Annotated in this window: 22 protein-coding genes; 8 read left to right on the plus strand and 14 right to left on the minus strand. The window is 63.8% G+C overall.

Going from position 1 to position 21929, the window contains the following annotated elements:
* Nucleotides 1–109 precede the first annotated feature (109 nt).
* The 8 genes from QAZ47_RS24660 to QAZ47_RS24695 form a co-directional block, all read right to left on the minus strand.
* Entirely contained in the window at nucleotides 110–517 is a 408-nt protein-coding gene (locus tag QAZ47_RS24660) for a hypothetical protein (protein WP_278231071.1), read from the minus strand.
* Nucleotides 518–764: 247 nt separating this feature from the next.
* Nucleotides 765–1058 carry a hypothetical protein gene (locus QAZ47_RS24665; RefSeq protein ID WP_278231072.1) on the minus strand — a complete coding sequence of 98 codons (294 nt, stop codon included), beginning with the start codon at nucleotides 1056–1058 and terminating at the stop codon, nucleotides 765–767.
* Between the two features lie 155 nt (nucleotides 1059–1213).
* Nucleotides 1214–2755: a winged helix-turn-helix domain-containing protein gene (locus QAZ47_RS24670; RefSeq protein ID WP_278231073.1), complete on the minus strand. Its 1542-nt coding sequence runs from the start codon at nucleotides 2753–2755 to the stop codon at nucleotides 1214–1216.
* 80 nt (nucleotides 2756–2835) lie between these two features.
* A complete protein-coding gene (locus tag QAZ47_RS24675) occupies nucleotides 2836–3588 on the minus strand; it encodes a class I SAM-dependent methyltransferase (RefSeq protein WP_278231075.1) in 753 nt (250 codons plus the stop codon).
* 467 nt (nucleotides 3589–4055) lie between these two features.
* Nucleotides 4056–4844 (minus strand): hypothetical protein, encoded by a 789-nt coding sequence (locus QAZ47_RS24680; RefSeq protein WP_278231076.1) that lies wholly within the window; start codon nucleotides 4842–4844, stop codon nucleotides 4056–4058.
* A 468-nt stretch (nucleotides 4845–5312) separates the two neighbouring features.
* Nucleotides 5313–5723 (minus strand): TadE/TadG family type IV pilus assembly protein, encoded by a 411-nt coding sequence (locus tag QAZ47_RS24685; RefSeq protein WP_278231077.1) that lies wholly within the window; start codon nucleotides 5721–5723, stop codon nucleotides 5313–5315.
* On the minus strand, nucleotides 5713–6153 hold the full coding sequence (locus QAZ47_RS24690) for a TadE/TadG family type IV pilus assembly protein (protein ID WP_278231078.1): 441 nt from the start codon (nucleotides 6151–6153) through the stop codon (nucleotides 5713–5715). The genes QAZ47_RS24685 and QAZ47_RS24690 overlap by 11 nt, the downstream gene beginning before the upstream one ends.
* Before the next feature lie 4 nt (nucleotides 6154–6157).
* Nucleotides 6158–7396, minus strand: coding sequence for a pilus assembly protein TadG-related protein (locus QAZ47_RS24695; RefSeq protein WP_278231079.1), 1239 nt, complete (start codon nucleotides 7394–7396; stop codon nucleotides 6158–6160).
* Nucleotides 7397–7675: 279 nt separating this feature from the next.
* Between QAZ47_RS24695 and QAZ47_RS24700 the strand changes: the two genes are divergently transcribed.
* Nucleotides 7676–8893, plus strand: coding sequence for a TadE/TadG family type IV pilus assembly protein (locus tag QAZ47_RS24700; protein WP_278231080.1), 1218 nt, complete (start codon nucleotides 7676–7678; stop codon nucleotides 8891–8893).
* On the opposite strand, the gene QAZ47_RS24705 is transcribed toward QAZ47_RS24700, so the two are convergent.
* The 3 genes from QAZ47_RS24705 to QAZ47_RS24715 form a co-directional block, all read right to left on the minus strand.
* Nucleotides 8877–9716: an FkbM family methyltransferase gene (locus QAZ47_RS24705; RefSeq protein WP_278203375.1), complete on the minus strand. Its 840-nt coding sequence runs from the start codon at nucleotides 9714–9716 to the stop codon at nucleotides 8877–8879. The two genes, QAZ47_RS24700 and QAZ47_RS24705, sit on opposite strands and share 17 nt — an antisense overlap.
* Before the next feature lie 362 nt (nucleotides 9717–10078).
* On the minus strand, nucleotides 10079–10315 hold the full coding sequence (locus tag QAZ47_RS24710; protein ID WP_278203376.1) for a hypothetical protein: 237 nt from the start codon (nucleotides 10313–10315) through the stop codon (nucleotides 10079–10081).
* An 80-nt stretch (nucleotides 10316–10395) separates the two neighbouring features.
* Nucleotides 10396–10635 carry a polymerase gene (locus QAZ47_RS24715; protein WP_278231081.1) on the minus strand — a complete coding sequence of 80 codons (240 nt, stop codon included), beginning with the start codon at nucleotides 10633–10635 and terminating at the stop codon, nucleotides 10396–10398.
* A 418-nt stretch (nucleotides 10636–11053) separates the two neighbouring features.
* On the opposite strand from QAZ47_RS24715, the gene QAZ47_RS24720 reads away from it, so the two are divergent.
* From QAZ47_RS24720 to QAZ47_RS24730, 3 genes are all read left to right on the plus strand, one after another.
* Nucleotides 11054–11434 carry a cupin domain-containing protein gene (locus QAZ47_RS24720; RefSeq protein ID WP_278231082.1) on the plus strand — a complete coding sequence of 127 codons (381 nt, stop codon included), beginning with the start codon at nucleotides 11054–11056 and terminating at the stop codon, nucleotides 11432–11434.
* 1408 nt (nucleotides 11435–12842) lie between these two features.
* The gene (gene dinB, locus QAZ47_RS24725) at nucleotides 12843–14105 is read left to right on the plus strand and encodes a DNA polymerase IV (protein ID WP_278231083.1); all 1263 of its coding nucleotides are present in this window, start codon (nucleotides 12843–12845) and stop codon (nucleotides 14103–14105) included.
* A 257-nt stretch (nucleotides 14106–14362) separates the two neighbouring features.
* A complete protein-coding gene (locus tag QAZ47_RS24730; RefSeq protein WP_278231084.1) occupies nucleotides 14363–14650 on the plus strand; it encodes a GIY-YIG nuclease family protein in 288 nt (95 codons plus the stop codon).
* 250 nt (nucleotides 14651–14900) lie between these two features.
* Here QAZ47_RS24730 and QAZ47_RS24735 read toward each other — a convergent pair whose 3' ends face one another.
* Both QAZ47_RS24735 and QAZ47_RS24740 read right to left on the minus strand, forming a co-directional pair.
* A complete protein-coding gene (locus QAZ47_RS24735) occupies nucleotides 14901–15161 on the minus strand; it encodes a hypothetical protein (RefSeq protein ID WP_278231085.1) in 261 nt (86 codons plus the stop codon).
* Nucleotides 15162–15764 (minus strand): hypothetical protein, encoded by a 603-nt coding sequence (locus tag QAZ47_RS24740; RefSeq protein ID WP_278231086.1) that lies wholly within the window; start codon nucleotides 15762–15764, stop codon nucleotides 15162–15164. It abuts the gene before it with no gap.
* A 165-nt stretch (nucleotides 15765–15929) separates the two neighbouring features.
* On the opposite strand from QAZ47_RS24740, the gene QAZ47_RS24745 reads away from it, so the two are divergent.
* Nucleotides 15930–16373 carry an SRPBCC family protein gene (locus tag QAZ47_RS24745; RefSeq protein ID WP_278203381.1) on the plus strand — a complete coding sequence of 148 codons (444 nt, stop codon included), beginning with the start codon at nucleotides 15930–15932 and terminating at the stop codon, nucleotides 16371–16373.
* Between the two features lie 412 nt (nucleotides 16374–16785).
* Here the strand turns inward: QAZ47_RS24745 and QAZ47_RS24750 are convergent, their stop codons facing one another.
* A complete protein-coding gene (locus QAZ47_RS24750) occupies nucleotides 16786–18861 on the minus strand; it encodes a phospholipase D-like domain-containing protein (protein WP_278231087.1) in 2076 nt (691 codons plus the stop codon).
* A gap of 396 nt (nucleotides 18862–19257) precedes the next feature.
* On the opposite strand from QAZ47_RS24750, the gene QAZ47_RS24755 reads away from it, so the two are divergent.
* The 3 genes from QAZ47_RS24755 (at nucleotide 19258) to QAZ47_RS24765 (ending at nucleotide 21761) form a co-directional block, all read left to right on the plus strand.
* Nucleotides 19258–20457, plus strand: coding sequence for a patatin-like phospholipase family protein (locus tag QAZ47_RS24755; RefSeq protein WP_278231088.1), 1200 nt, complete (start codon nucleotides 19258–19260; stop codon nucleotides 20455–20457).
* Between the two features lie 288 nt (nucleotides 20458–20745).
* Nucleotides 20746–21447, plus strand: coding sequence for an SDR family oxidoreductase (locus tag QAZ47_RS24760; protein ID WP_278231089.1), 702 nt, complete (start codon nucleotides 20746–20748; stop codon nucleotides 21445–21447).
* Nucleotides 21448–21518: 71 nt separating this feature from the next.
* Nucleotides 21519–21761: a hypothetical protein gene (locus tag QAZ47_RS24765; protein ID WP_278231090.1), complete on the plus strand. Its 243-nt coding sequence runs from the start codon at nucleotides 21519–21521 to the stop codon at nucleotides 21759–21761.
* Nucleotides 21762–21929: the final 168 nt, after the last annotated feature.

Here is a 21929-nt window from a genome sequence, read left to right on the forward strand (position 1 = left end):
ACATGACGAAGTGATGGCGTTCCGCCTCGCTGTTGGACGGACATCGAAACGCCGTGCGAACTTTCCGACTTTCCGCGCGGCGTTCGACTGCGTTTCGCTGCTGCCTCGGTCAGCGCGCGGCGGCCGGCGTGGCCGAACGCACCGTTTCCGGCGACGAGAAGACCACGAAGGCGAAGACCAGCACCGCGGCGGCAACGATCAGCGAGCCGATCGCCACGACCGGCTCGATCTGCGGATGGCCGCCCGCCAGCATCCAGTAGAGCGCCGGCAGCATGATGACGAGGCCGACCGTGTAGAGGCCGTAATGGATCATTGCGACGCGGCGCTCCGCCTTCGCGGGATTGAGCGCGTAATAGCCGCCGAAGATCGCGCTGGTGACCCAGCCGAGAAGGTTGATGTGGGCATGCGCCGGGAAGGCGCCGTGATCGCCCGAGATCGCCATCTGCAGCCCGGCCGCGATGCCGAGGATGAGAAACACGACGGCCGTCTTGAAGAAAAGTTCCGAAACCCGCGGCATTTGTTGTCCTCCCAATGCCCTGTGACTCCCTCACCCGCCAAGTCTACACGCCGCAATGCATATTAGCCACGACGCATTGAGGGCGAAGGCAGGTTTGGTGTGGATTGTGGGTCGTCGTGGACATTGCGGACGCAAGGATGCGCGAATGCGAACCATCTGCGTCGGCGGGACAGCGCCCCCTCCGTCTTGCCGGACAGAGGGGGCGCGAAGGAGTGCGGCGCTCGCCTTCTACCTAGCGGCGCCACGCTCAGCATTCGCGACGGTGACGACGATCGTCGACGATGCGTGCAAGCGCCTCGGTGGGGTCGCGGTCGACAGGCAGCGCGAGTGCGTTTTCGATGTCGAAGGCGGTGACGCCGATGTCGCGGCGCTCGCATTCGCTCATGGCGGCAAGGGCGGCGAGGTCGCGGCGCGCCTTCCAGAAGCGCGGCAGCCACAGCAGAGCCGACGTCACCGCGGCGAGCAACCGGAAAGGCCGCGAGGGAGAAGCATGCGACGGGCAGCCGGCTGCTATGCTGATGAGAGGAACCGTCGTGGTCATGATGTTGTCTCCATCCTCGAAACTGTCCGGGCGACAGCAAGGATGACGGTAGCCGGCTCTCGGCCGGAGATCGTGAGACCGTGGCGAAACTTCGGGGAAATTGCGGCGAAATCGGTAGGCGGGGGACCGGCCCCGGATCAGTCGGTTCGGCTGGATCACTCCGGCAGGCCGGCCTCGCGCAGGCCGGCGGCGATGCGTTCGCTCGTGCCCGCATCGAAGGGCGAGGCGTCGCCGACCCTGGCAATGGTGAGCCCCGGGTAGTTTTCCATGAGCCTGCGGCAAGCGCGCCGTGCCTCGTCCTTGCGACCGGCATGAACCAGCGCCGTGACTAGCAGGCGCAGTCCCCACCAGGCGCCTGGTTGCCGGCTAAGGCCGCGCTGCATCAGCGCCACCGCCTCGTCATAGCGCGCGGCGATGAAATGCGCCGTGCCGATGCCGATCTCGGCCATGTAGCCCATCGGGTCGCGCGGGCTCAGCCGTTCGAAATGCTCGAACTTCTCTATCGCCGCCTCGGGCCGCTCGCGATAGACGTCCAGCCAGGCGCTGCGCAGCCAGGCCCAGGCGGAATTCGGATCGAGCGCGCGCGCCCGCGCCAGATGCATGTCGGCGACATCGTAGTCGCGGGCAAAGGAATGCGCCGCACCCAGCACGGCAAGCACCATCGGGTCGTCGCCGGACAGCGCCGCGCCCTTCTGCGCCAGGCGCAGCCCCTCCTCCCGTGAAGCGGCCGGCGTTTCGGTCCAACGGTAGCCAGCGCGCTGCAGATGGCACCAGGCCAGCAGCGAAAGCGCCAGCGGATAGTCCGGCTCGATCGCGATCGCATGGTCAAGCAGCGTCCCTGCCTCCTCGTTCTGTGCCCGCTCGAGCGACCAGGTGAGCGGAAAGGCGCGCAGCACGTAGTCGTAGGCGGCGAGGCTTTCCGGCCGCTTGCGCCGCGAGCGCTCGATCTCGGCCGACAGGATGGAAGGCTGGATAGCGCCGACGACGCTCTCCGCAAGCCGGTCCTGCAGGTCGAACACGTCGGCCATGGTTCCGTCATAGCGGTTGGCCCAGATCGTCTTGCCGGACGACTGATCGATGAGCTGCCCCGTTAGACGGACGTGGTCGCCGGCCTTGCGGACGCTGCCGGTCAGCAGGTAGCGCACGCCGAGTTCGGCTCCGGCCCGTTTCAAGCCATCGGCCTGCCCCTTGTAGGCGAAGCTCGAATTGCGGGCGATGACAAACAGCCAACGCATGCGCGACAAGGCGGTGATGATCTCGTCGACCATGCCGTCGGCGAAATAGTCCTGCGCCGGATCGCCGCTGAGATTCTCGAAGGGCAGCACGGCGATCGACGGCGCGTCGCGGGCGCCCTGCCCCGCTTCCGTGGCCGGCGCATCGCGATCCCCCATGCGACGGACGCGATCCTCGTCTATCACATAGCCTCGCCGCAGCACGGTGCGGATCAGACCGTCCGCGTCCGGGCCGAGTGCCTTGCGGATATCCTTCATGCACTGAGTAAGGGAATCGTCGGAGACGGCGATGTTGGGCCAGACGGCGTTGACCAGCTCATCCTTGCCGACGACGCGGCCGGCGTTCTCCAGCAGATAGATGAGCAGCGAGAGCGATTTGGCGCGCAGGTCGACGTCGTGCCCGCCCCTCTGCAGCCTGCCCTTGTGCAGATCGAGCCTGTGGCCGGAGAATTCGAACGTCGTCATGTCGCCCCCAGGGAGACGTCCAGCCAGTTCGGCCGCGCGACGGAGAGCTGTCGATCAACACCCTAGCACATCCGAAGCCATCAAGCCTGTCCCGCGACATCGGGCCTCCGTCCGCTGAAGATCGCGTGGCCGGCGAACAGCCAGGCGCAATCGACTGCGGCGAACCCAACTTCGGCCAGCCAGGCAAGCTGCTCGGCCAGCGAGGACGGTTTGTCGATCGGCTCGCCGTCGGGATTGCGGAAATAGTTCCAGCCGAGGCGGTTGAACTCGGCGAAGGCCGCCAGGTCGCCGTCGATCGCGAGCGAGCGCGAACTCACCGCCTCGTCCCACTGCCGCGCGGCGATGGCGAGGCCCGCGGCGCTCGGCGGACGCACGATGTCGGCCACCACGAAGACGCCGCCCGGGCGCAATGCCGCCGCGACGTCCGCAAACAGCATCCGCTTCTGCCGGCCGTCGAGGTGGTGGATGGCGAGCGAAGAGACGATCGCTTGCGGCGGCTCGGAAAAGCTCCGCCAATCGCGATCCGCCAGATCGAAGGCGGCCGTGGTCAGGCGGCTTCCATGGTCGCTGCAGGTTTTTTGCGTCTGCTCGCGCATCCGCTCCGAACCGTCGAGCGCCAGCACCCGGCAATCGGGAAACCGCTCCAGCAAGGCGCGGCTGAGCAGCCCCTCGCCGCAGCAGAGCTCGACCATCAGGCCGTCAGGTGCGGCAGGGATCAGGTCGGCGATGATGTCGATCTGGCGCTCGCGCTCGGGAACGAAGTAGCGGCCATAGTCGAGAAAGCTGCGGGAATGGTTCTCGTCCCAATGCCGATCGCCTTGCATGTCCGCCATGATGCAATCCTTCCATTTTCGCCGACCCTGCCCGAGGCTGGGCCGACCGTCGTGATGCCCGGCTGAAATTCGGCTGAAATCGGCGTGAGGAGTGAATGGCGCCTTGTAGTGCTGGTCGACCCCCACTCCGTCTCGGCTTCGCCGAGCCACCTCTCCCCCGATCGACGGGGTAGAGGAAAGGCGCCAAGCTTCTTGCCGTCAACGCTTGTCCGGCAGCGCTCCCTTCCTTTCCCTCCGGAGGGGGGAAAGGTGGCGCTGCGAAGCAGCGACGGATTGGGGGAACCACGTGGCAATCAAGCCGCGGCCCGATCAGTCACGCCAGTCACAGAAGATGTGTGCATAGCGTAGTCCAAGTGGGGAGATGCCCGGCACGCCAGCTTTCGCCAATCGCCAAACAACAAAATGCCGCCGGGCGAGGCCCGGCGGCATGGCAGTCCACCCTCTGGCAGGTTCGCCGCTGTCGCGCCTTACGGCGTTGCCGCGGCTGCCTGGTCGATCTTGTCGGCCAGCACGCCCTTGGCCCAGTCGGTGACTTCGGCGTCGACCGGCTTGTTGGCCATGTCCTGGAGAGCGGCGTCGAGCGAGGCGTCGTCGGGGGCGACAGCGGCGTCTGCCGCGGCCTGGGCATCCGCGACCGCCTGGGTGTCAGCGGTGATTGTTGCGTTCTGGGCGTCGATCTGCGCCTGAACGTCGGCGATCTGCGCGGCCAGAGCCGCCTTCTCTTCGTCCGTCATGCTGGATTGGTCGATCGCGTTGAGATCGGTGAGCTGCTGATTGAGTGTGTCGAGCTGGGTCTGGTCGGCGGCCAGCTTGGCGTTCGCCTCGTCGAGCTTGGCCTGCGCCTTCTGGGCCGCAGCCGCCTGCGTCACATAGGCCTGGATGCCCGCGAACTTCTTGCTCTTGGAGTTCATGTAGGCGTTGATGTTGCGCTGCAAGGAGTTCAGCCGGCCGAGCTTGGCATGCAGGTTCTTTTCCTTCGGCGTCGCGGCGGTGGTCGTGTCGTCCGTGGTGTCGTCGGTCGTATCGTCCTGCGACTTCGCCAGCTGACCCGGCGCCGATGCCTTGCCACGCGAGGCACCGCTGTTGCCCTTGCCGCCACCGTTGCCGCCACCATTGCCATTGCCGCCGCCGTGGTCGCCGCTATTGCCGTGGCCGCCGCCATTGCCGCCTCCGTTGCCGCCGGCGCCGGCAAGCGCCGGAGCAGTCGCGAGTGCCAGGACGGCAAGTGAAGCCAGAAGTGTCTTTCGGATCGTCATCATGTTTCTCCGCAAGGTGAATCGCCACCACTGCCCAACCGCTAGGCCGCCTCATATGAGAATTCCCTAATGGCTTGGAGTAACTTTTAAACAAATTCGGTCGCGGCAAGAGAGCTACCGGAGAAACGATCGCGGCATTGGTCGAAAAGCTTCCTTAACTCACTGAAATCATTTGATAAATAATTGGGCCGGGCGTGATTCCGCCCTCTGGAACAATGAAGGCCCATGCCCCGTCGGACCATAGGCCCAACGCCATCCGGCCTGCGTCTGTCGAAGGGCTCCAGGCCCTTGTTTATGCATGTGATTTCCGCGCCAACGCGGCACAATTTCGGGTGCCATCCATGGGAGCCGTCAAAACGGCCGTCAGCGCCCTTCGACGGCCAGGCGCCGATGCCATTCCGGACGAAGGCTATCATATATTTATATATATTCTCGCATATACTTATATATATTCTTACTGGTACGCCCTTAGCTGTTGATCAGCGGCACGGTGACGGTCGTCGAGTAATTGATCGGGTAATCGCTGAAATAGGGGAAGTCGATGACGAAGGCGTAGCTGGCGCTGACATGCGCCATCTTGAAGCCGCCGCTCGGCGGGTCGGTGGTGATCGTGACTGTCACGTTCTGCAGGCCGAGCCCCTGCAGTTTCTGCGTCGCGATCGTCTGGATCTGAGCCTGGGTCAGCGTCTTGTCGAGCTGCAGCGAGCGGGCGGAGGCTTCCAGCGCGTAGCGCACGCTGGACTCGTTGTTCATCGACCAGCCGAAGGCGAAGATGCCGAACAAGAGCATGATAAGGAAAGGCGCGATCAGCGCGAATTCGATCGCGGCTCCGCCGGAGGCATTGCCGGCAAACGCCTTCGCTCTCCGTCTAGCGGACACGGATCACCTGCTGGTGATCGAGTGCGGTATTCTTTGGGAAGGGGCCGAAAGTGAAAGGCGGAACCCAGGTGCCCGACGCCGCGATCTGTACGAAGACCGAGGGCACCTTCGGCCCCGCGCAGATGGTCGTCGACGTGACCACGGTCGTTCCGCACTTGTAGGTGCGGGTTACTGCGACCGCCGCGTCGTCCGGCTTCTTTTCCCAGCTCGCAAGAGCAGCCGCCTGGACGGCAGTATCGTCGCTCGCGCCGGCCAGAAGCAGGTTTGCCGCCGTCTTCACGCCCGCCCGCATCGCCATCGAGCTGGTGGTATAGGACCAGCCATCGGCGACGCCGAAGAGCGCGGCGCACAGCACCGGCAGCACCAGCGCGAATTCCACCGCGGCGGCGCCGGAGCGGTTCTTGCGGAAGCGGGCTGCCGGCGTCCCCATGCGGCTACTCGACGATCGCAATCGACGGGGCGGCCGGTATGTCCTTCATCCCGAGGCTCGAGCAGTCCTGGTTGATGGTCGAACTGCCCGACCACTGGATGGTGTCGGCGACGACCTGCGTGCAGCCGTTCTTGCCGGAGAAATTGCCGAGATAGTCGACCTCCTGCCTGGGGAAGTAGATCGCGCCGGTCAGCAAGGAGTCCGCGGTGCCGTTGAAGTTGCTTTTTGCGCTGGTGCCATTCCTGTCACCATAGAACAGCACCCCCGAATAGATGCCCGAGGTCTGCGCGCTGAGCGTCACGGTGGCGTTGCCGTTCATGCTGACGGTGTTGCTGCCGGTCATGTAGATGGTAACCCCGCTGCCGGAGACGACCGCGCCCGCGTTGATCTTCAGGCTGCCCTGGACGACATAGATGCCGGGAGAAAGCGTGACATTGCCGCTTAGGTTCATGCCGTTGCAATAGGTGCCCTGGGTGAGTATTTGCGACGTTTTGTTCGCGTTGACTTTCGAGCACGAGTTCGAGGCTGCGGGCGCCGGCAGGCTGGAGAACGGATCTGACGTAGGCAAGGCCTGGGTGATCGGGCTCTTGCAGACCATGCTCACCGGATTGTTCAGCACGACGCCGCCCGCCGAGATCAGGCAGTCGGTCTGCAGAGACGCCGAACCCTGCACCTTGATGGCATCGCTGGCGATCGAATTCGCCATGGTGACGCAGCCGTTCTGCTTGACGGTGGTGCTGCCGGAATAGAGCACCGCCTGCGAGGCCGACTGACTAAGCGCGACGTTGCAGGCCTTGGAGGCGTCGGTGATGAGCGCCACCGCCCTCGCCTGTTCCGGCACCTTGCTCTGGGAGAAGATAGAGGTGAACACCCGGTCCAGGTTCTGGTTCAGAATCACCTCGACCGCCTTGTTGGCCGTGTTCGGCCCCGAGGTGGGAGGCGTGTGGACGACGATGGTGCCGGTGCCCAGCCCGTTGTCGGTTGCCGACTGCGTGGCGGCCGTCGTAATCGTCGCCGTGTCGGATCCCTGGATCTTCTCCAGAGCGCCGGCATAGGCGGCGGCGTCGGCCGTCGCCTGCAGCTTCAGGCTCGAATAGTACCAATAGGAGGTCTCGACGCCGAGCCCCGCCCCGCCGACGACGACCGGCAGGGTGAGCGCGAAGATGGTCGCGACGTTGCCGCCCTCGCCGCTTCGCAGGCGACGGAAGGCAAAGTGTCTCAAGATGCGACTGAATGACGCCATGGCCCAGCACGCCCAAGCTATCCCGGCTAACACGTTCAACATCCGCCGATAAACGAATGGCTAATTTTTTTGCTCGACTTGCGCCGGTCAGACCCCTGGAGGCATTTTTCTGCACCTTGTGTGCAAACGCTAGGACCTTAGGCCCAACCCCTATAGGACCTAAGGCTAAGCATCGGAAAACCCACCAATTTTAGGACTTTCTGCATTTTAACTTTTTCGGAAATCGCTCGTAGAGACGGCCGTCGTATCTCTGTCCCATCTCCGGTGAGGGCGGCTCCGATGATTGGACGGTTCTGGGCTTCGAAGCGTGGCAATTTCGCGCTGACGACCGCGATCGCCGTGGTGCCGCTGATGCTTGCCGTGGCTGGCGCCGTCGACCTGGTGGGTACCAGCGACGATGCCGCGCAGCTGCAGAACTCGCTGGACGCGGCCGGCCTTGCGATCGGCACGAAATACCAGGCGGGCATGTCGGCGAACGATGTGCGGCAGCTCGGCCAGACGTTGTTCGCGGCCAATATGAGCGCCGCCGACGCCGGGGAATATTCGGGCAGCGTCGCCGCCTTCCAGGCGACGGCGAGCGGCGATCCGAGCGCCTACTATATTTCGCTGTCGTCCGCCATCAGCCGGCCGGCCTTCGTCAGCGGCACGCCGGCCTGGCAGGCGACGCGCTCCGCCTCCGTCAAGATCAAGCCCGGGGCGCAGGCCTGCGTGCTGGCGCTCGATCCGCATGTGAGTTCCGCCGTCAGCCTGCAGGGATCCACCAATGTCGCCATGAAGGGCTGCGTGATCGCCGCCAACTCGGACGCAGCCGACGCCGTCAGCCGGGGCGGCTCGGCGATCGTCAGCGCCGGATGCGTCTCGACGGTCGGCGCGACCTCGGGCTTGACGCCACCCAACGCCACGCTTTCCTGCGGCACGCCGCAGGAAAGCCAGTACGCGTCCTTCGATCCGCTGGCCAACGTCACCCCGCCCGCCTACGGGCTCTGCCAGCCGATGCCCAACGGCAAGACGGTCACGCTCTCGCAAGGCACCTATTGCGACAAGACCTGGTCGGGAAAGATCACGCTCAATCCGGGCATCTACGTCCTGCGCAACGTCACCATAAAACCCGGCGGCAACGGCAGCCTGACCGGCCAGGGCGTGACGATCTTCCTGATGGAGAACTCGCAGCTCTATATCAACGCCAACGAGACGGTGAACCTCTCGCCGACCACCAGCGGCCCCTATGCCGGCATCACGATCTTCCAGGACCACGGCAACACGCAGGCGCTGACGCTGAACGGCGGAGCGGGTTCCGTGGTGAGCGGCTTCATCTACGCCCCCGACGCGGCCATCACCTATGCCGGCAATTCGGACATGAGCTCGCAGGGCAGCTGCCTGCGGCTGGTCGGCAAAACCGTCGATATAACGGGGAACTCGGCAGTGAAGTCGGACTGCGCGGCCGAGCTCGGCAACCGCGAAATGTATGCCGGCAGGATGATCACACTGGTGAAGTAGCGCCGGCCAATCCCGCTCCTCGATTGGCTTCAGCGGCAAGCATTTCAGAGTCCAGGAATATCAGGTTTTCGCCGTTCACCAGGCTGTCGATTCTCCTTCCGCTCATCGTCAACCATGAATACACATGGGTGAGGCAACCTCTGCCGGGGAACATGAAGTCGTGCGGTTCGACGATGACGCAAGGCGCACCCTTCAGGATATTGCCGTCTCGCGTTGCCTCCAGTTCGGCGCCTTCGATGTCCATTTTCAACATCAACAATTTCGCCCTGGGAAATTCGGCAAGAAGCCTCTTGAGGGTGATCGACCGAACGCCTTGTCCATCCGATACGGCCCGCGCCCAGGAAGGAGCCTCGCTGTTGACGAGTGCAACCTCACCGTCATGGCTCCAAAGCGCGCCGTGAACCGGTGCGATCCGGTCCAGATCGGCACAGTTCAATTGCAACGCTTCAAAGGTCTGACGGTCCGGTTCGACAGCTATCACGATGGCATCGGGATAGCCGTCTCGAAGGAAAATCGATGAGTAGCCGACGTTGGCGCCCGCGTCGACGATCATGGGTACGAGCCCCTCCTTCCTCCATTGAGCAGCAAGGCGGGTAAGCGCGTCGCGGCCCAGTTTTCCAATTTCGTATTCGCAATGCCCAAACACCTGGGAGACAACAAACAAGTCGCTGTCGGTCGGCCGCAGAAGCAGTTCGTGGCCCCGACAGCGAACTCTTATTGCCCGCCCGATCCCCAGGGCGCGACGGAGCAGCAGCGAGAACGTCGTTGTCCAACCGACAGCCCGCACGAGGCCGTCCAAATGATAGAGCTTGGGGTAGTCCATGGCTCAACTATTCCCATGAGGGTTGGAGTGGTCTGTGCCGACGCTCCGACCGGGGGCATGCCGTGCCATAGCCAGGTCATATGACTCTTCGAGGTAACGTTCCCCCGCCGCCAAACGGACCATGCAAGGTCCTCCATTTTTTAGCGTCAACGTGCAGCGCGGAACTGGCCGATGAAGGGCAGGAGCGAGAGCGGAAAGCAAGACAACCGAAGGAGGTAGAAGTACTTCTCAGGGTCGTGCTCCCTTAGGCGCATAGGAGCCGGCAACGGTCCATCCGCGCATGCGACGCAAGGCGCATCGAACTTACGCAGCAGCGACCAAGCCGGTGCGGTGAAGCGAACCGCTGCCGGCGATCGGCGATTTCAAGGCTCCGGCACGATATCCGCGCCCGGCTGTTCGTCGAACAGCACCGTGCAGCCGCGCTCCAGCGCCACCTGGCTCAAGGCATTCGCGGCGGCTTCGTCGGACGAGACGAAGTCGCCGGTCAGCACGCGCAGTTCCTCGACGGCTTTCGACATCGAGATGAGGCGTCCGGCCGCGCGATCGCTCGCGCAGGCGTCGACGACGCAGAGGAGATCGATGAGTTCGAAGCTATCCATGGTGGCCTCCGCCCACAGCATCCCTTCGCGGGAATCAACGGCGTGGCGGGCGGCGAGGTTCCGCCTTGAGTGTCCCCCGCTCACGAATCCGACGGCGGCCTTTGTGGTGCAAGCTTGAGATCGAAGCGGGGCGGCAGGCATGGGTCGAAGCAGACGCCGCGCACCGATCCAGCGGTCGTCGGATCGACCGGAAGCAGTACGACCATCTGCGCCTCACGGGCGGGCCATAGCGGCCTGCCGAAAAGCAGGAAGATGCCGGTGATCAGTGCCGCCAGCAAGAGTGCTGCGAATAGGTTCGCGATCATCTCGCCGAGCTGCATAGGCATCTCCTGGAGGGATGGGAACTGCCCGCCACATCGCAGGAAATGGCGGGCACTCCACTCTTGGTCGCCGATGAAGGGACATTGTTCGACGGCCTGTGAGGCAATGAATTGCCCGCGCACTTGTTTCCAGAAATCCGGCCGTTCGGGCCTCTGCGTTGCGAGGTGCGACTTCAGTCCGACCGGCACCATGGGACCGTAGCCCCGATGCGCAACCAGTTGCCAGGAGAACACGTTGACTGGGAGGCTACTCCAGCACCTGCCCGCGTCGGAAGGCGCGGGCTCTTTTTTCCGGGCTGCAACCGGCCCGCCCGCAATTACATTAGCAATCACTCATTGAAAGGCGTATGAATCCGGCAGCGGTCGCCGACGATCGCGTCCAGGCTGCGCTTGCAATCCTTGGAAATGGGAGGATGCCATGGCCGAAGCTGCAATGAACGTCACCAAACTCGAATCCAAGTCGCACAACAATCCCGACGAGGTCCGCTCGCCCGCCAAGACGCGCGTCGAAATCGTGCGGCTGCCGGGCTTCACGCTCGGGCGGATGAACATGCAGCCGGGCTGGAAATGGTCCGAATGCGTGAAGCCGGTGGTCAAGACCGAAAGCTGCCAAGTCTCGCATGTCGGCTATGTCGTGTCCGGGACGATCACCGTGCGCATGAACGACGGCACGCAAAAGACCTTCGAGGCCGGCACGTCCTACACCATTCCGCCCGGCCATGACGCCTGGGTGGAAGGCAATCAGCCGTTCCAGTGCATCGAGGTGCTCAGCGCAGAACAATACGCCAAGCCGGCATAAGCGCGGCACGTTGAATTCGGGCGGCATTCGAGGCGAAGGCCGGCACAGCTTGCTTGGCGCTGGCAGGCGGCATGGCCGCGGTGGCGGCACTTTTTCTGGCGGACGGACCATGGCCGAGCTTGCCCGGCTTCGTCCTTTTGGATGCATATCGATATCTTAGCAGGAGCGTATATTTCTCATCAGCCGGCGCCGTGTTTTTCTTCCGAGCCCCCGCCGGTCAGGCCCGGCGCATGCTGGCCTACCCCGCCAGAGCGCCGGGCCGCTCCCGCGTCGTGGTCTCCGTCGCCTCTCATCCGGAGTTTACGGCATGGTTCGTGAATTGCAGGCGTTGACGCCGCGGCCGGCGGCATGGCATTGCCGCAGAGTATCATATCAATCGATGCAGATTTGCCACACCCGACGACCGTTTAGCGACTGCTAACGTTAATTGATGCGGCCTGTCGGGCTGCTGGGGTGATATATGGTTATCACCCACGTCGGCGGGGGCTTTGGGTGAGGCCCGACCTGCAGGTGCCTTTGCGCGATCCTTCCGCGGCATGGCCTGCAAGTCGGGTCTTTTTTGTTCGGCAAGGGCCGTGCCGACGTCATATTCAAGAAACTCGCCGGGCGAGACCCAAGCTCCTCAAGCCAGCGAGCTCATCCTGGAACGCGACAGAAAGGCGGTCGGCCAGAAACAGGGGAAAACGTGCGGCCAGGGTTTGGATGCAGGGTCGCTAATATTACGATGTACCTAGCCGACTCGCACCAGTCGGTTAGGCCCGGCGGTCGGTGACCCTACCCACCCCAACGGACTGTCGGGCCGCTAGAGCTTCACCGTTTCACGGAAACGGCGAAGCGCTCTATCTCTTTGTTTTGACGCAATTCCGGACGGAAAGCCGCTCACACCTTTCCTGGAATTGCTTTGACTCTTTGTTTTGACGCAATTCCGGGCGGAAAGCCGCTCACACCTTTCCCGGAATTGCTTTAAAGGGGCGCGCCTCAAGCGCCGCGCACCGCCGAGATTTGCCAGCAAAAGCCCACCAGCCGCTGCCAATTTTGCAGCATGGGGCCATGCTCGCGCGTAAAGAGTATATGCGCAGGCGGATCATCCAAAAACCGTAGCGGAAGTTCCTACCTCTTTCCGCCAAGCACCCTAATCCAAAAGGCCGTGAACAAACTCATATTAGAAGCGGCTTCTATTTCGAACATGGGGAGAACAGAAAGGAACCGTCGCAGGGGCGCCGCGGGGCGACTTCGGGCCAGAGATCGCCGCCAGCAAACGCTCCGGTTGTGCGATACTGTGCAAGGTTGCAGATTTCAGCGTGGCAGGTTGACACAAGGCGCCTTTTGTTCTCTTTATGTTCGCCAAATCTCCCTTACGATAGACGCTGCTAATGCTGCAACGCCGCACAAATGGGGACGGAGCGCGATGCCCGCCACGAACGTCGCTTCAGCCGCCACCATCCTGCATGCCGACCTCGACGCCTTCTACGCCTCGGTCGAGCAGCTGCTCGATCCGTCGCTGCGCGGCAAGCCGATCGCGGTCGGCGGCGGCGTGGTGCTGGCCGCCTCCTATGAGGCGAAGGTTTTTGGCGTGCGCGGCGGCATGCCCGGCCGCAAGGCGCGCGAGCTTTGCCCGCAGCTGATCTTCGTCGGCGGCCGCTTCAGCGAATACCAGCGCCTCGGCGACGCCGCGATCAAGGTGCTCGACGATTTCACGCCGCTGGTCGAGCGCATCTCGATCGACGAGGCCTTTGCCGATGTGGCCGGCTGCACGCACCTGTTCGGGCCGCCGGAGGAGATTGCCAGAAGAATCCGCAGCCGCGTGAAGGCCGAGCTCGGCCTGCCGATCTCGATCGGCGTGGCGCGAACGAAGCATCTCGCCAAGATCGCGTCGCAGGTGGCGAAGCCCGATGGGCTGGTGGTGGTCGAGCCCGGCACCGAGCTCGCCTTCCTGCACGATCTGCCGGTGTCGCTGATGTGGGGCGTCGGCCCGGCGACCAAGGCCAGGCTCGCCGAGATCGGCGTCGAGACCATCGGCCAACTGGCGCGCACCCATAGCGGCGCGCTGGAGCGGCTGATCGGCCATGCCGCCGGCCAGAAGCTTGCGGCGCTCGCCTGGAACCGCGACCCGCGCCGGTTGGAGACGCATCGCCGCGCGCATTCCGCCGGCGCGCAGTCGGCGCTTGGCCGCAAGCCCGCGCTGCCGCGTGTCTTCGTGCCGACGCTCTTGCATCTCGCCGACCGCGTCGCCAGCCGCCTGCGCGCCAAGGACCGGCCGGGCCGCACGGTAACGGTGCGCGTGCGCTTCGCCGACCTGCGCGCGGTCACCCGCTCGGTGACGCTGGAACAGCCGATCCAGGCCACCACGATGCTCGCCGAAATCGCCGAGGAACTGGTGCGCGGCGTGCTCGCCGCCAACCGACACGAGAAGGAGATCTCGCTGCTCGCGATCTCGGTCTCGCATCTGGAAGAAAGTGCCGCGCTGCAGCTCGAACTGCCGCTCGGCCTGGCGGACGAGAAGCTGAAGCCCGGAAGCCGGCAGGGGCTCGCCCGCTTCGGCGCCGACCGCGCCGTCGACAAGATCCGCCAGCGCTTCGGCAAGGAGGCTGTCGGCTACGGCGCCGCGGCGCTGGAAGCAGCACGCTCGGTGCCGGATGAATTCAGGGAACTGGCGGAGAAGGAGCTGTGAGGAGAGCTGCTCCCGCGTCTGGCGTTGCAATGTTGGAGATTGGCGAAGGCTGACGTGACGTCCAATCTTCCCCCTTGTGGGGGAGATGCCCGGCAGGGCAGAGGGCTTAGGAGCGCCGCCCATCGTCTTCGTCATCCTAGGGCGGAGCAAGGAGCGAAGCGACGCGCGCAGACCCTAGGATCCATGCCGTGACGTTGGCCATAGAATGCAACTGTGCAGAATGGTCGCTTTGCAGCAGTGCCAGCTAACATCGATCCATGACCGGTTACGTCTACATGACCGCAAGCCAGAAGGGCGGCACGATCTATATCGGTGTCACCAATGATCTCGGACGTCGCATGCCCGAGCATAAGACCGGTCAGGGCTCGCGCTTCACCAGCCGCTACGGCGTGCAACGTCTGGTCTGGTATGAGGAACACTTCGACATCGCTGACGCCATCCAGCGCGAGAAGTCGCTGAAGCGCTGGCCACGCCAATGGAAGGTGGAACTGATCGAGAAGAACAATCCGGAATGGTTTGAACTCTTTCGCGGAGCCGGATGGTGAGGGTTCTGCACCGTTGTGGCGCCCGCAGGTCACGGCATGGATCCTAGGGTCTGCGCGCGTCGCTTCGCTCCTTGCTCCGCCCTAGGATGACGAAGGAAGGGTTGGCACGCCTCTGTCCTGCCGGACATCTCCCCACTTGGGGAAGATCAGCAGCTTAGGCGCTTTCGCCAATCTCCAATGCTTCCAGAATTACGCCTTCGCCGACGGCGCCCATCCCCTCAAGGGGCAGATTACGCTCCGCCGCCAGCGCTCAGTCAGTCTCCGCAATCTGCCAGTCCAATATCATGCCGGCGCTCATCGTCTCCCCATCATCCAGCGCCGTCAGCCCTGCGCCGTGATGCGCGTCGACCGGGTGCGAGACCGGTTCGAAGCAGAAGAAGCCGGCGTCGGGCGACGGCGAATAGAGGATGTAGACGGTAAGCTCCGGCGAGGCGCTCAGCGCAATCTTGATTCCATCCTCGAGCTGCGTGATCGAGGCGCGGCGGTCCCAGCCGTCGAAGGCGTTGTTCACCTACTCCAGCGGCAGCGGAATGGGGCGCTCGAAATTCCAGTCCGGACGCTCGCGCACCGGCACGACGCCGACAGGCAAATGGCGCTCGTCCTCAAGCCAGACGCGCCTGGCCCTTGCCTGCAGCAGCGTCGTGTCGCCACGCGGGAACCAGGGATGGAAGCCGAGACCGTAAGGCAAGCGCATGCCGGCGCGGTTCTCCACCGTGAGCTTGGCCTCGAGTGACCCATCGCGCAGCGCATAGGCGACCGATGCGGCATAACGATAAGGCCCGATCGCGCCGTCTTCGAGCACCAGCTCCGCCTCGGTGTCGGTGCGGCGGGCAAGCCGCCACGGTTTCTGGAAACCGTCGCCGTGGATCGGAAATGCTTCGCCTGGCACGTTCGGCGGGACGGCATGGAAGCGGCCGTCGAAGGTGAAACCGCCACCGGAAATGCGGTTCGACCACGGCACCAGGAGCTGGCAGCCGGACGCGCCGGTGCCGTCCCCGGGCTTAAGCAGCGCGACCGGCGCGCTGCCGATGACCAGCGCGTCGTAGCGGGTGATCGCGGCGCCGTTTTCCGGCGCCAGGACCAGCCGGGCGCGGCCGTCATCAAGCTCCACCATGCAGGTCCTCCTCGATGGCGATGTCGCCGCTCTTCTTTATGCGAACTGCCGGAAGAAGAGATGCAAAGTCCACGACCGCTTTCAAAAATCTTCTCCATCGATGTCGGGCTGGCCAAGCCTCGTTCGTCATAGGAGCATAGACCGGCAATCAACAGGAGAAACGATATGCCCAGCACTGTCCGCCTGCATCGCGTCCTCGCTACCAAGCCCGAGAAAGTCTATCGCGCCTTCGTCGAGGCGGACGCGCTGGCGAAATGGCTTCCGCCGAACGGCTTCACCTGCACCGTCCATCATTTCGAGGGGAAGGTCGGCGGCAATTTCAAAATGTCCTTCCGCAACTTCACCACGGGCGAGAGCCATTCCTTCGGCGGCGACTATGTCGAGCTCGTCCCGGGCGAGCTCGTGCGCTACACGGACAAGTTCGACGATCCCAACCTGCCCGGCGAGATGCAGGTGACCGTGAGCCTGAAGAAGGTCTCGGTCGGCACGGAGATGGAGATCACCCAGGCCGGCATTCCGGACGCCATTCCGGCCGAAGCCTGCTATCTCGGCTGGCAGGAATCGCTCAAGAACCTGGCAAGACTCGTCGAGCCAGAGATCAATCAGTAGAGGCCGATCGCGAGCGGTCGGCGCCGAACCATAAAGCGGCGGAGCGCCTAATCTCCCCCATGTTTGGCTACGCTGTGACTGGCGTGACTGATCGGGCTGAGGCTTGATTGCCAGGTGGTTCCCCCAATCCGTCGCTGCTTCGCAGCGCCACCTTTCCCCCCCTCCGGAGGGAAAGGAAGGGAGCCTTGCTGGACGAGCATTGACGGCAAAAAGCCTGGCGCCTTTCCTCTACCCCGTCGATCGGGGGAGAGGTGGCTCGGCGAAGCCGAGACGGAGTGGGGGTCGAGCAGCGCTACATTAGACAATGCATGCGCCAAGCCGCCATGCACGCTATCGCCAAAGACCAGCCGCTTGGAAATGTGTACATCTTGTTTGGGGGAGATTGCGCTCCGCCGCCGTCGCTCACTACCCCTTACGACAGAAAATAGTCGCGACTGGTCGGGATCGGATTCGGCTTGAACCAGCGCGCCTGCCAGTCGGCCGTGGTCCTCAGGAACCCGCCCGAATTGGCGACCGGCGGCTTTCCCGTCTCAAGCAACGACTTGCGCAGCCTGTCCGAGAGTTTCGCCCGCATCAGATAGTGATCATAGACATCCAGGACATGGACCGCATAGGCAATCGCAAGCGGCTGGTTGCCACGAATGACAAGCAGGTTCTCGTCGTTCTGGTAGGAGGCCTTGTAGCCGAAGTTGTGGCTGCCGGTGATCACCGTGCAACCCTGGGCGTCCAGCGGATCTATGACGATGATCTTGTCATGGATGATGGCATGGCCAGCCGAGAGAAGTTCCGGCCGCAAGTCCCCGGTCTGCATTGTGACCGCGGCGGCGCGGATGACCGCGATGCGGCTGGCATCGCCTCCCGGCCACCAGACCGCCGGCTGCGGCAGTTTCTTCGTCGTTCCATCGGGCGCTGTGTAGGTTGTGGGCTCGCCGGCCCTGGCCCGCGGCGGCAGGGCCTTCGGGTCGCTCACCGCCCCCTGGACCAGGAGTTCCGGGCGCTCGGCGGCAAGCTTCGCCGCCTCGCCGATGATGTTCTGGACGCCGTTGTAGCCGGGCAGGAAAGCCAGGAACAGGATCGCGTGGTTGGCGTGCTCCATCAGCGAATAGACCCGGCTGAGATCGACGGGCGTCGGTGAATCGGCGTTCTTCGTCTTCGCCTTGGTGTTCGGCGAGAACAGGACTTCTACGCTGGCGCCGCCGGCGAGAGTACCTGGTTTGGCGGGCGTTGCGTTCGCGGCGCGGAGCGCGGCTCCCTGCACGCCGTTGTTCTTTTCGAAGCCCGTCAGCGGCTTTTTCTTGTAGGTGATGGTGAGCTCCTGGCCGGCCGGTTGCGGATCTTCGAGCAGGCGCTTCCAATAGGCCAGATATTGTGCGGCTACCTGCTTGTCGTCGATGATGATGGCGTTGTTGGACTGCGTGCACAGGCCGGTTTCGGTCCAGTTCGTGCTGCCGGTCAGGACGGATTTCGCAACGCCGTTCTCCACATAGACGGCGAATTTGTTGTGACCGATATGCGCCGTGTTGTTGAAGAGCCTGTCCTGCACATTGGCGGCCGAGGCCCCGTGCAGGCCGGCGCGCGCCGCATGGTTCTCGGTATCCCAGACGACAGGCTGCTTCTGCTCGGGCGGCGTCTTCGGCGGGTTCGGGTCAGTGGAGCCCGCCGTCGACAGGATAACATGTGCCTTGCCTGCCTTGGTCAGCTTCGTCAGGCGCTCGATGAGTTCCGGATCATGCAACTCATAAAGAGCCATGTAGAGTTCGGCGCCCCTTTTCTTTTCGGCGCGATCGATCATCGACAGGAGGAACCCCAGCACATCGGCGGTGAGAAAGGTTCTGATCTCGTCGTCCTTGATCGGGATGTGCTTCAGCAGCGTCTCCAACAGGCCGGGCGTGATCTTGGTGGTCGGGCCGGCGGCAACGTTCTTGGGCTTGTTTCCCTGGACCGCCTCCAGCTGCTGCAGGAGATTTTGGGTGGACAGTATGCCGTTCGTGTAAGTGGCACGCACGCCGGCGTAGTCATGCGTGACGTCGATTGACAGCGTGTCGATGGGATCACCGACCTTGGCCAATGGATGCTGCGGCCCCTGATAACGAGGTTTGCCCTTGTCGTCGAGAAAGGGCGCCGTCGGCGACGCCGGAAGCGCAGGGCGCCCCGGGCCCGCCAGGCCCACGGGCGTGATCTCGTAGTGGACCCTGAAGTCGATGGGGCGCACCTTGGCCGTGTCGCGCGAACGCCGCAGCGTCAGGTCGCGCCATTCATATTGCTGGATCGGCCAGACCGAGCTGTCCTGGTCCAGCCAATCCGGATTGGATTGGTCGGTAAAACCGATCCACGTGGGCAGTATTCGGCGCTGCCCGGCGTCCGGACCCGTCTCATGTACGCGTGTTATCATGAAACCAACGCAATCGGCGATCGGCCCGTCGGCCTGCCACGACAGATAGGCGACCTCGCCGTTGCACCAAGCACGCGCCTTGATCAGCTTCCCCATGCCTCACCCCTCCGACGGCAAGCAAACGATACTTCTCTACTTACCTTGCGCTCTCTTCGAACATACAACTATTTCGCCGGCAAACGGCCAAAGCGCCTAATTCAACCTAATTTCGGTATGTAATACTTTGGTTTATTATGCTCGCAGATTTTCAAGACAACAACATGTGATCTATTTCACAGTTCCCTAATGAAATTTCGGCACCTTCGGCCTCTGCCCGTTTGCGCTCGATGGCCGGCCGGGTATGCTCGTCGCCTACGACACGCCGGACGGGCGCCGGCGCTCGGGCACCAAGGTGACCGTCGACTGGTTCGCATAAGCTCGCCGGCCGGCGAGGAGGCAGGGGGGACTACGATGGGCCCGGATACGGTCGAGGTCTTATCCGCGAACGGGGAGATGGCAACCCGCCAGGGCCTCGGCCTCTGCCTCTCGGGCGGCGGCTACCGTGCCATGCTCTTCCATGCCGGCGTGCTCGCGCGGCTCAGCGAGGCCGGGCTGCTCGGCAAGCTCGACATGGTGAGCTCGGTCTCCGGAGGATCGATCGCCGCCGGCCTGCTCGCCGTCATGTGGCCGAGGCTGGGCGTCGGCGACGACGGTGTCGCGGCCAATTTCGATGTCTATCTCAACAAGATCCTCGCCTTCTCGGAAGTCTTCCTCGATTTCCCCTCGACCCTCAAGGGCATCCTCAACCCGTTCTCCAGCGCGGCACACGAAGTTGCCGCCTGCTATGAGCGGCATCTGTTCGATGGCTCGAGGCCGATGCTGAAGAGCCTGGTCGACCGTCCATGGTTCGTGTTCTGCTCCAGCAATCTCGGCACCGGCTCGCTGTTTCGCATGTCGAACCGATACATCGCCGACTACCGGATCGGCATGGCCGAGGATGCCGATCTTCCAGTCGCGACGGCGATCGCGGCGTCCTCGGCCTTTCCGCCGTTCCTGTCGCCGCTGAGACTGGGCCTCGTTCCCTCCCAATGGGAAGACAAGAAGCTGGACCCCACGGTAGGACCGCGGATCGGCAAGGCGCGCCGCGCCGTGCTCACCGATGGCGGCGTCTACGACAATCACGGCATCGAGCCGGCGCTGAAACGCTGCCGCTGGCTTTTGGTCAGCGACGCCGGCGCGCCGTGGAGCGAATCCAGACGCGGCTACTGGAACTGGTTCTCGCAGTTGAAGCGCGTGCTCGACACCACCGACAACCAGGTCCGCTCGCTCAGGCGGCGCGATCTCAGCGCCCGTTTCCAGGCGGCGAAGGACGCCGACGAAAAAGCCTCCCCCAACGATCGCACAAGGCTCGAGAACGCGGCCACCCGCGGCGTCTACTGGTCTATCGCCAGCAAGCCGGACGCGACCGAACCGACCTTCGTGCGGAGCGCGGCCACCGCGCCCGCCGATATCGGCACCTCGCTGCATTTTCTCGGGGCCAAGGAAACGGTCGACCTCGTCAACTGGGGCTATTGCGCCAGCGACCAGGCCCTGCGCGCCTGGTACGAGCCGGCGGTGGTCGCCGGCAAGGGCGTGCCGCTGGAAGCAGGCGCGGTGAAGCCCGGCCGGTGCGCGGTGGTGTCGAAGGCGCTGATGAGCATGTTCAAGGTCTGAGGCGGTGGAGCTGCTAATCTCCCCCCTTGTGGGGGAGATGTCGCCGAAGGCGACAGAGGGGGTCGTCTCACGTAGAGCGCCAACCTGTCCTGCAACTTCAAGAAGACGCTGGTGCTTCACGCGCGGCGACGCCCTCTGGCCGCTTTGCGGCCATCTCCCCCTCAAGGGGGGAGATAACGCGCTCCGCCCTTGGCGCAATCCAAACCGGTTCGTGCTTTCCCGGCTCCATGCTAACAGAGGCGCCTTCATCAACAGGCGGCCTCCCCGCCTCAACGAATGGATAGAGAGATGGCGGACAAAGTAGCACTGGTGACGGCGGGCGGCAGCGGCATGGGGGCGGCGGCGGCGAAGCGGCTGGCGGCGGACGGCTTCAAGGTCGGCGTGCTGTCCTCCTCCGGCAAGGGCGAGGCGCTGGGCAACGAACTGGGTGGCTTCGGCGTCACCGGCTCCAACCAGTCGAACGAGGATTTGAAGCGTCTCACCGACGGCGCGCTCGAACGCTGGGGCCGCATCGACGTCCTGGTCAACAGCGCCGGGCACGGGCCGCGCGCGCAGATCATCGAGATCAGCGACGAGGACTGGCACAAGGGCATCGACACCTATTTCCTCAACGTCGTGCGCCCGACCCGGCTGGTGACGCCGGTGATGCAAAAACAGAAGTCGGGCGCCATCGTCAACATCTCGACCGCCTGGGCGTTCGAGCCGAGCGTCGCCTTCCCGACCTCGGCGGTGGCGCGCGCCGGGCTCGCCGCCTTCACCAAAATCTTCGCCGATACCTATGCCGCCGACAACATCCGCATGAACAACGTGCTGCCCGGCTGGATCGACAGCCTGCCCGCCGTGGAAGAGCGCCGCCAGAGCGTGCCGATGAAGCGCTACGGCACATCGGAGGAAGTGGCGGCGACGATTTCCTTCCTCGCTTCCGAGGGCGCGGCCTACATCACCGGCGAGAATATCCGTGTCGATGGCGGATTGATGCGGGGCTACTGAGCGCTTGAATGGAGCCTTGCCTCCGTTCGCAATTGCCTGTTTGATTTCAAATGCGGCCTTGGAGAGGCCAAATGGATGAGAGGGTCGAACAGCTTCGAAGCGCTGAGCGAGCCAGGATTGCTGGAGAGGCGATTGTCGCCCACCTTCTGGATGCTGCGTTTGCAGTTGTTTCTTACAATGATTTCCATCGGCGGTTCGGCCCGCTTCCTCATCCGCCTCCGATAGATTTAGATATCCTGAGGCACCGTTACTCCTGGGGCGAAATCAGCGAAGCATGCCGCAAGGCAAGGGCTCTTTTGCAGGATGCCTACTAAGTCGGCGACGATCTACTATCAGGGCGATCTACGCGTGCTGAGGCCGCCCGCAAGCTGCGGCAGAGTCATCCCGGCTTCTCCGAGAAGTGTTACGAGGATACCATCGGCCAAGGATGCTTCATGGCCCGCTGACACCGGCTGTTTGCGCCCTCTTCCCAAGAGGGTGAC

The sequence above is a fragment of the Mesorhizobium sp. WSM4904 genome (assembly GCF_029674545.1).
Lineage (GTDB): Bacteria > Pseudomonadota > Alphaproteobacteria > Rhizobiales > Rhizobiaceae > Mesorhizobium.

Excerpts from the sequence above, each read along its gene's own strand:
- QAZ47_RS24660 (WP_278231071.1), bottom strand. The coding sequence starts at position 517 with ATGCCGCGGGTTTCGGAACTTTTCTTCAAGACGGCCGTCGTGTTTCTC.
- QAZ47_RS24665 (WP_278231072.1), bottom strand. The coding sequence starts at position 1,058 with ATGACCACGACGGTTCCTCTCATCAGCATAGCAGCCGGCTGCCCGTCG.
- QAZ47_RS24670 (WP_278231073.1), bottom strand. The coding sequence starts at position 2,755 with ATGACGACGTTCGAATTCTCCGGCCACAGGCTCGATCTGCACAAGGGC.
- QAZ47_RS24675 (WP_278231075.1), bottom strand. The coding sequence starts at position 3,588 with ATGGCGGACATGCAAGGCGATCGGCATTGGGACGAGAACCATTCCCGC.
- QAZ47_RS24680 (WP_278231076.1), bottom strand. The coding sequence starts at position 4,844 with ATGACGATCCGAAAGACACTTCTGGCTTCACTTGCCGTCCTGGCACTC.
- QAZ47_RS24690 (WP_278231078.1), bottom strand. The coding sequence starts at position 6,153 with ATGGGGACGCCGGCAGCCCGCTTCCGCAAGAACCGCTCCGGCGCCGCC.
- QAZ47_RS24695 (WP_278231079.1), bottom strand. The coding sequence starts at position 7,396 with ATGGCGTCATTCAGTCGCATCTTGAGACACTTTGCCTTCCGTCGCCTG.
- QAZ47_RS24700 (WP_278231080.1), top strand. The coding sequence starts at position 7,676 with ATGATTGGACGGTTCTGGGCTTCGAAGCGTGGCAATTTCGCGCTGACG.
- QAZ47_RS24705 (WP_278203375.1), bottom strand. The coding sequence starts at position 9,716 with ATGGACTACCCCAAGCTCTATCATTTGGACGGCCTCGTGCGGGCTGTC.
- QAZ47_RS24710 (WP_278203376.1), bottom strand. The coding sequence starts at position 10,315 with ATGGATAGCTTCGAACTCATCGATCTCCTCTGCGTCGTCGACGCCTGC.
- QAZ47_RS24715 (WP_278231081.1), bottom strand. The coding sequence starts at position 10,635 with ATGCAGCTCGGCGAGATGATCGCGAACCTATTCGCAGCACTCTTGCTG.
- QAZ47_RS24720 (WP_278231082.1), top strand. The coding sequence starts at position 11,054 with ATGGCCGAAGCTGCAATGAACGTCACCAAACTCGAATCCAAGTCGCAC.
- dinB (WP_278231083.1), top strand. The coding sequence starts at position 12,843 with ATGCCCGCCACGAACGTCGCTTCAGCCGCCACCATCCTGCATGCCGAC.
- QAZ47_RS24730 (WP_278231084.1), top strand. The coding sequence starts at position 14,363 with ATGACCGGTTACGTCTACATGACCGCAAGCCAGAAGGGCGGCACGATC.
- QAZ47_RS24740 (WP_278231086.1), bottom strand. The coding sequence starts at position 15,764 with ATGGTGGAGCTTGATGACGGCCGCGCCCGGCTGGTCCTGGCGCCGGAA.
- QAZ47_RS24745 (WP_278203381.1), top strand. The coding sequence starts at position 15,930 with ATGCCCAGCACTGTCCGCCTGCATCGCGTCCTCGCTACCAAGCCCGAG.
- QAZ47_RS24750 (WP_278231087.1), bottom strand. The coding sequence starts at position 18,861 with ATGGGGAAGCTGATCAAGGCGCGTGCTTGGTGCAACGGCGAGGTCGCC.
- QAZ47_RS24755 (WP_278231088.1), top strand. The coding sequence starts at position 19,258 with ATGGCAACCCGCCAGGGCCTCGGCCTCTGCCTCTCGGGCGGCGGCTAC.
- QAZ47_RS24760 (WP_278231089.1), top strand. The coding sequence starts at position 20,746 with ATGGCGGACAAAGTAGCACTGGTGACGGCGGGCGGCAGCGGCATGGGG.
- QAZ47_RS24765 (WP_278231090.1), top strand. The coding sequence starts at position 21,519 with ATGGATGAGAGGGTCGAACAGCTTCGAAGCGCTGAGCGAGCCAGGATT.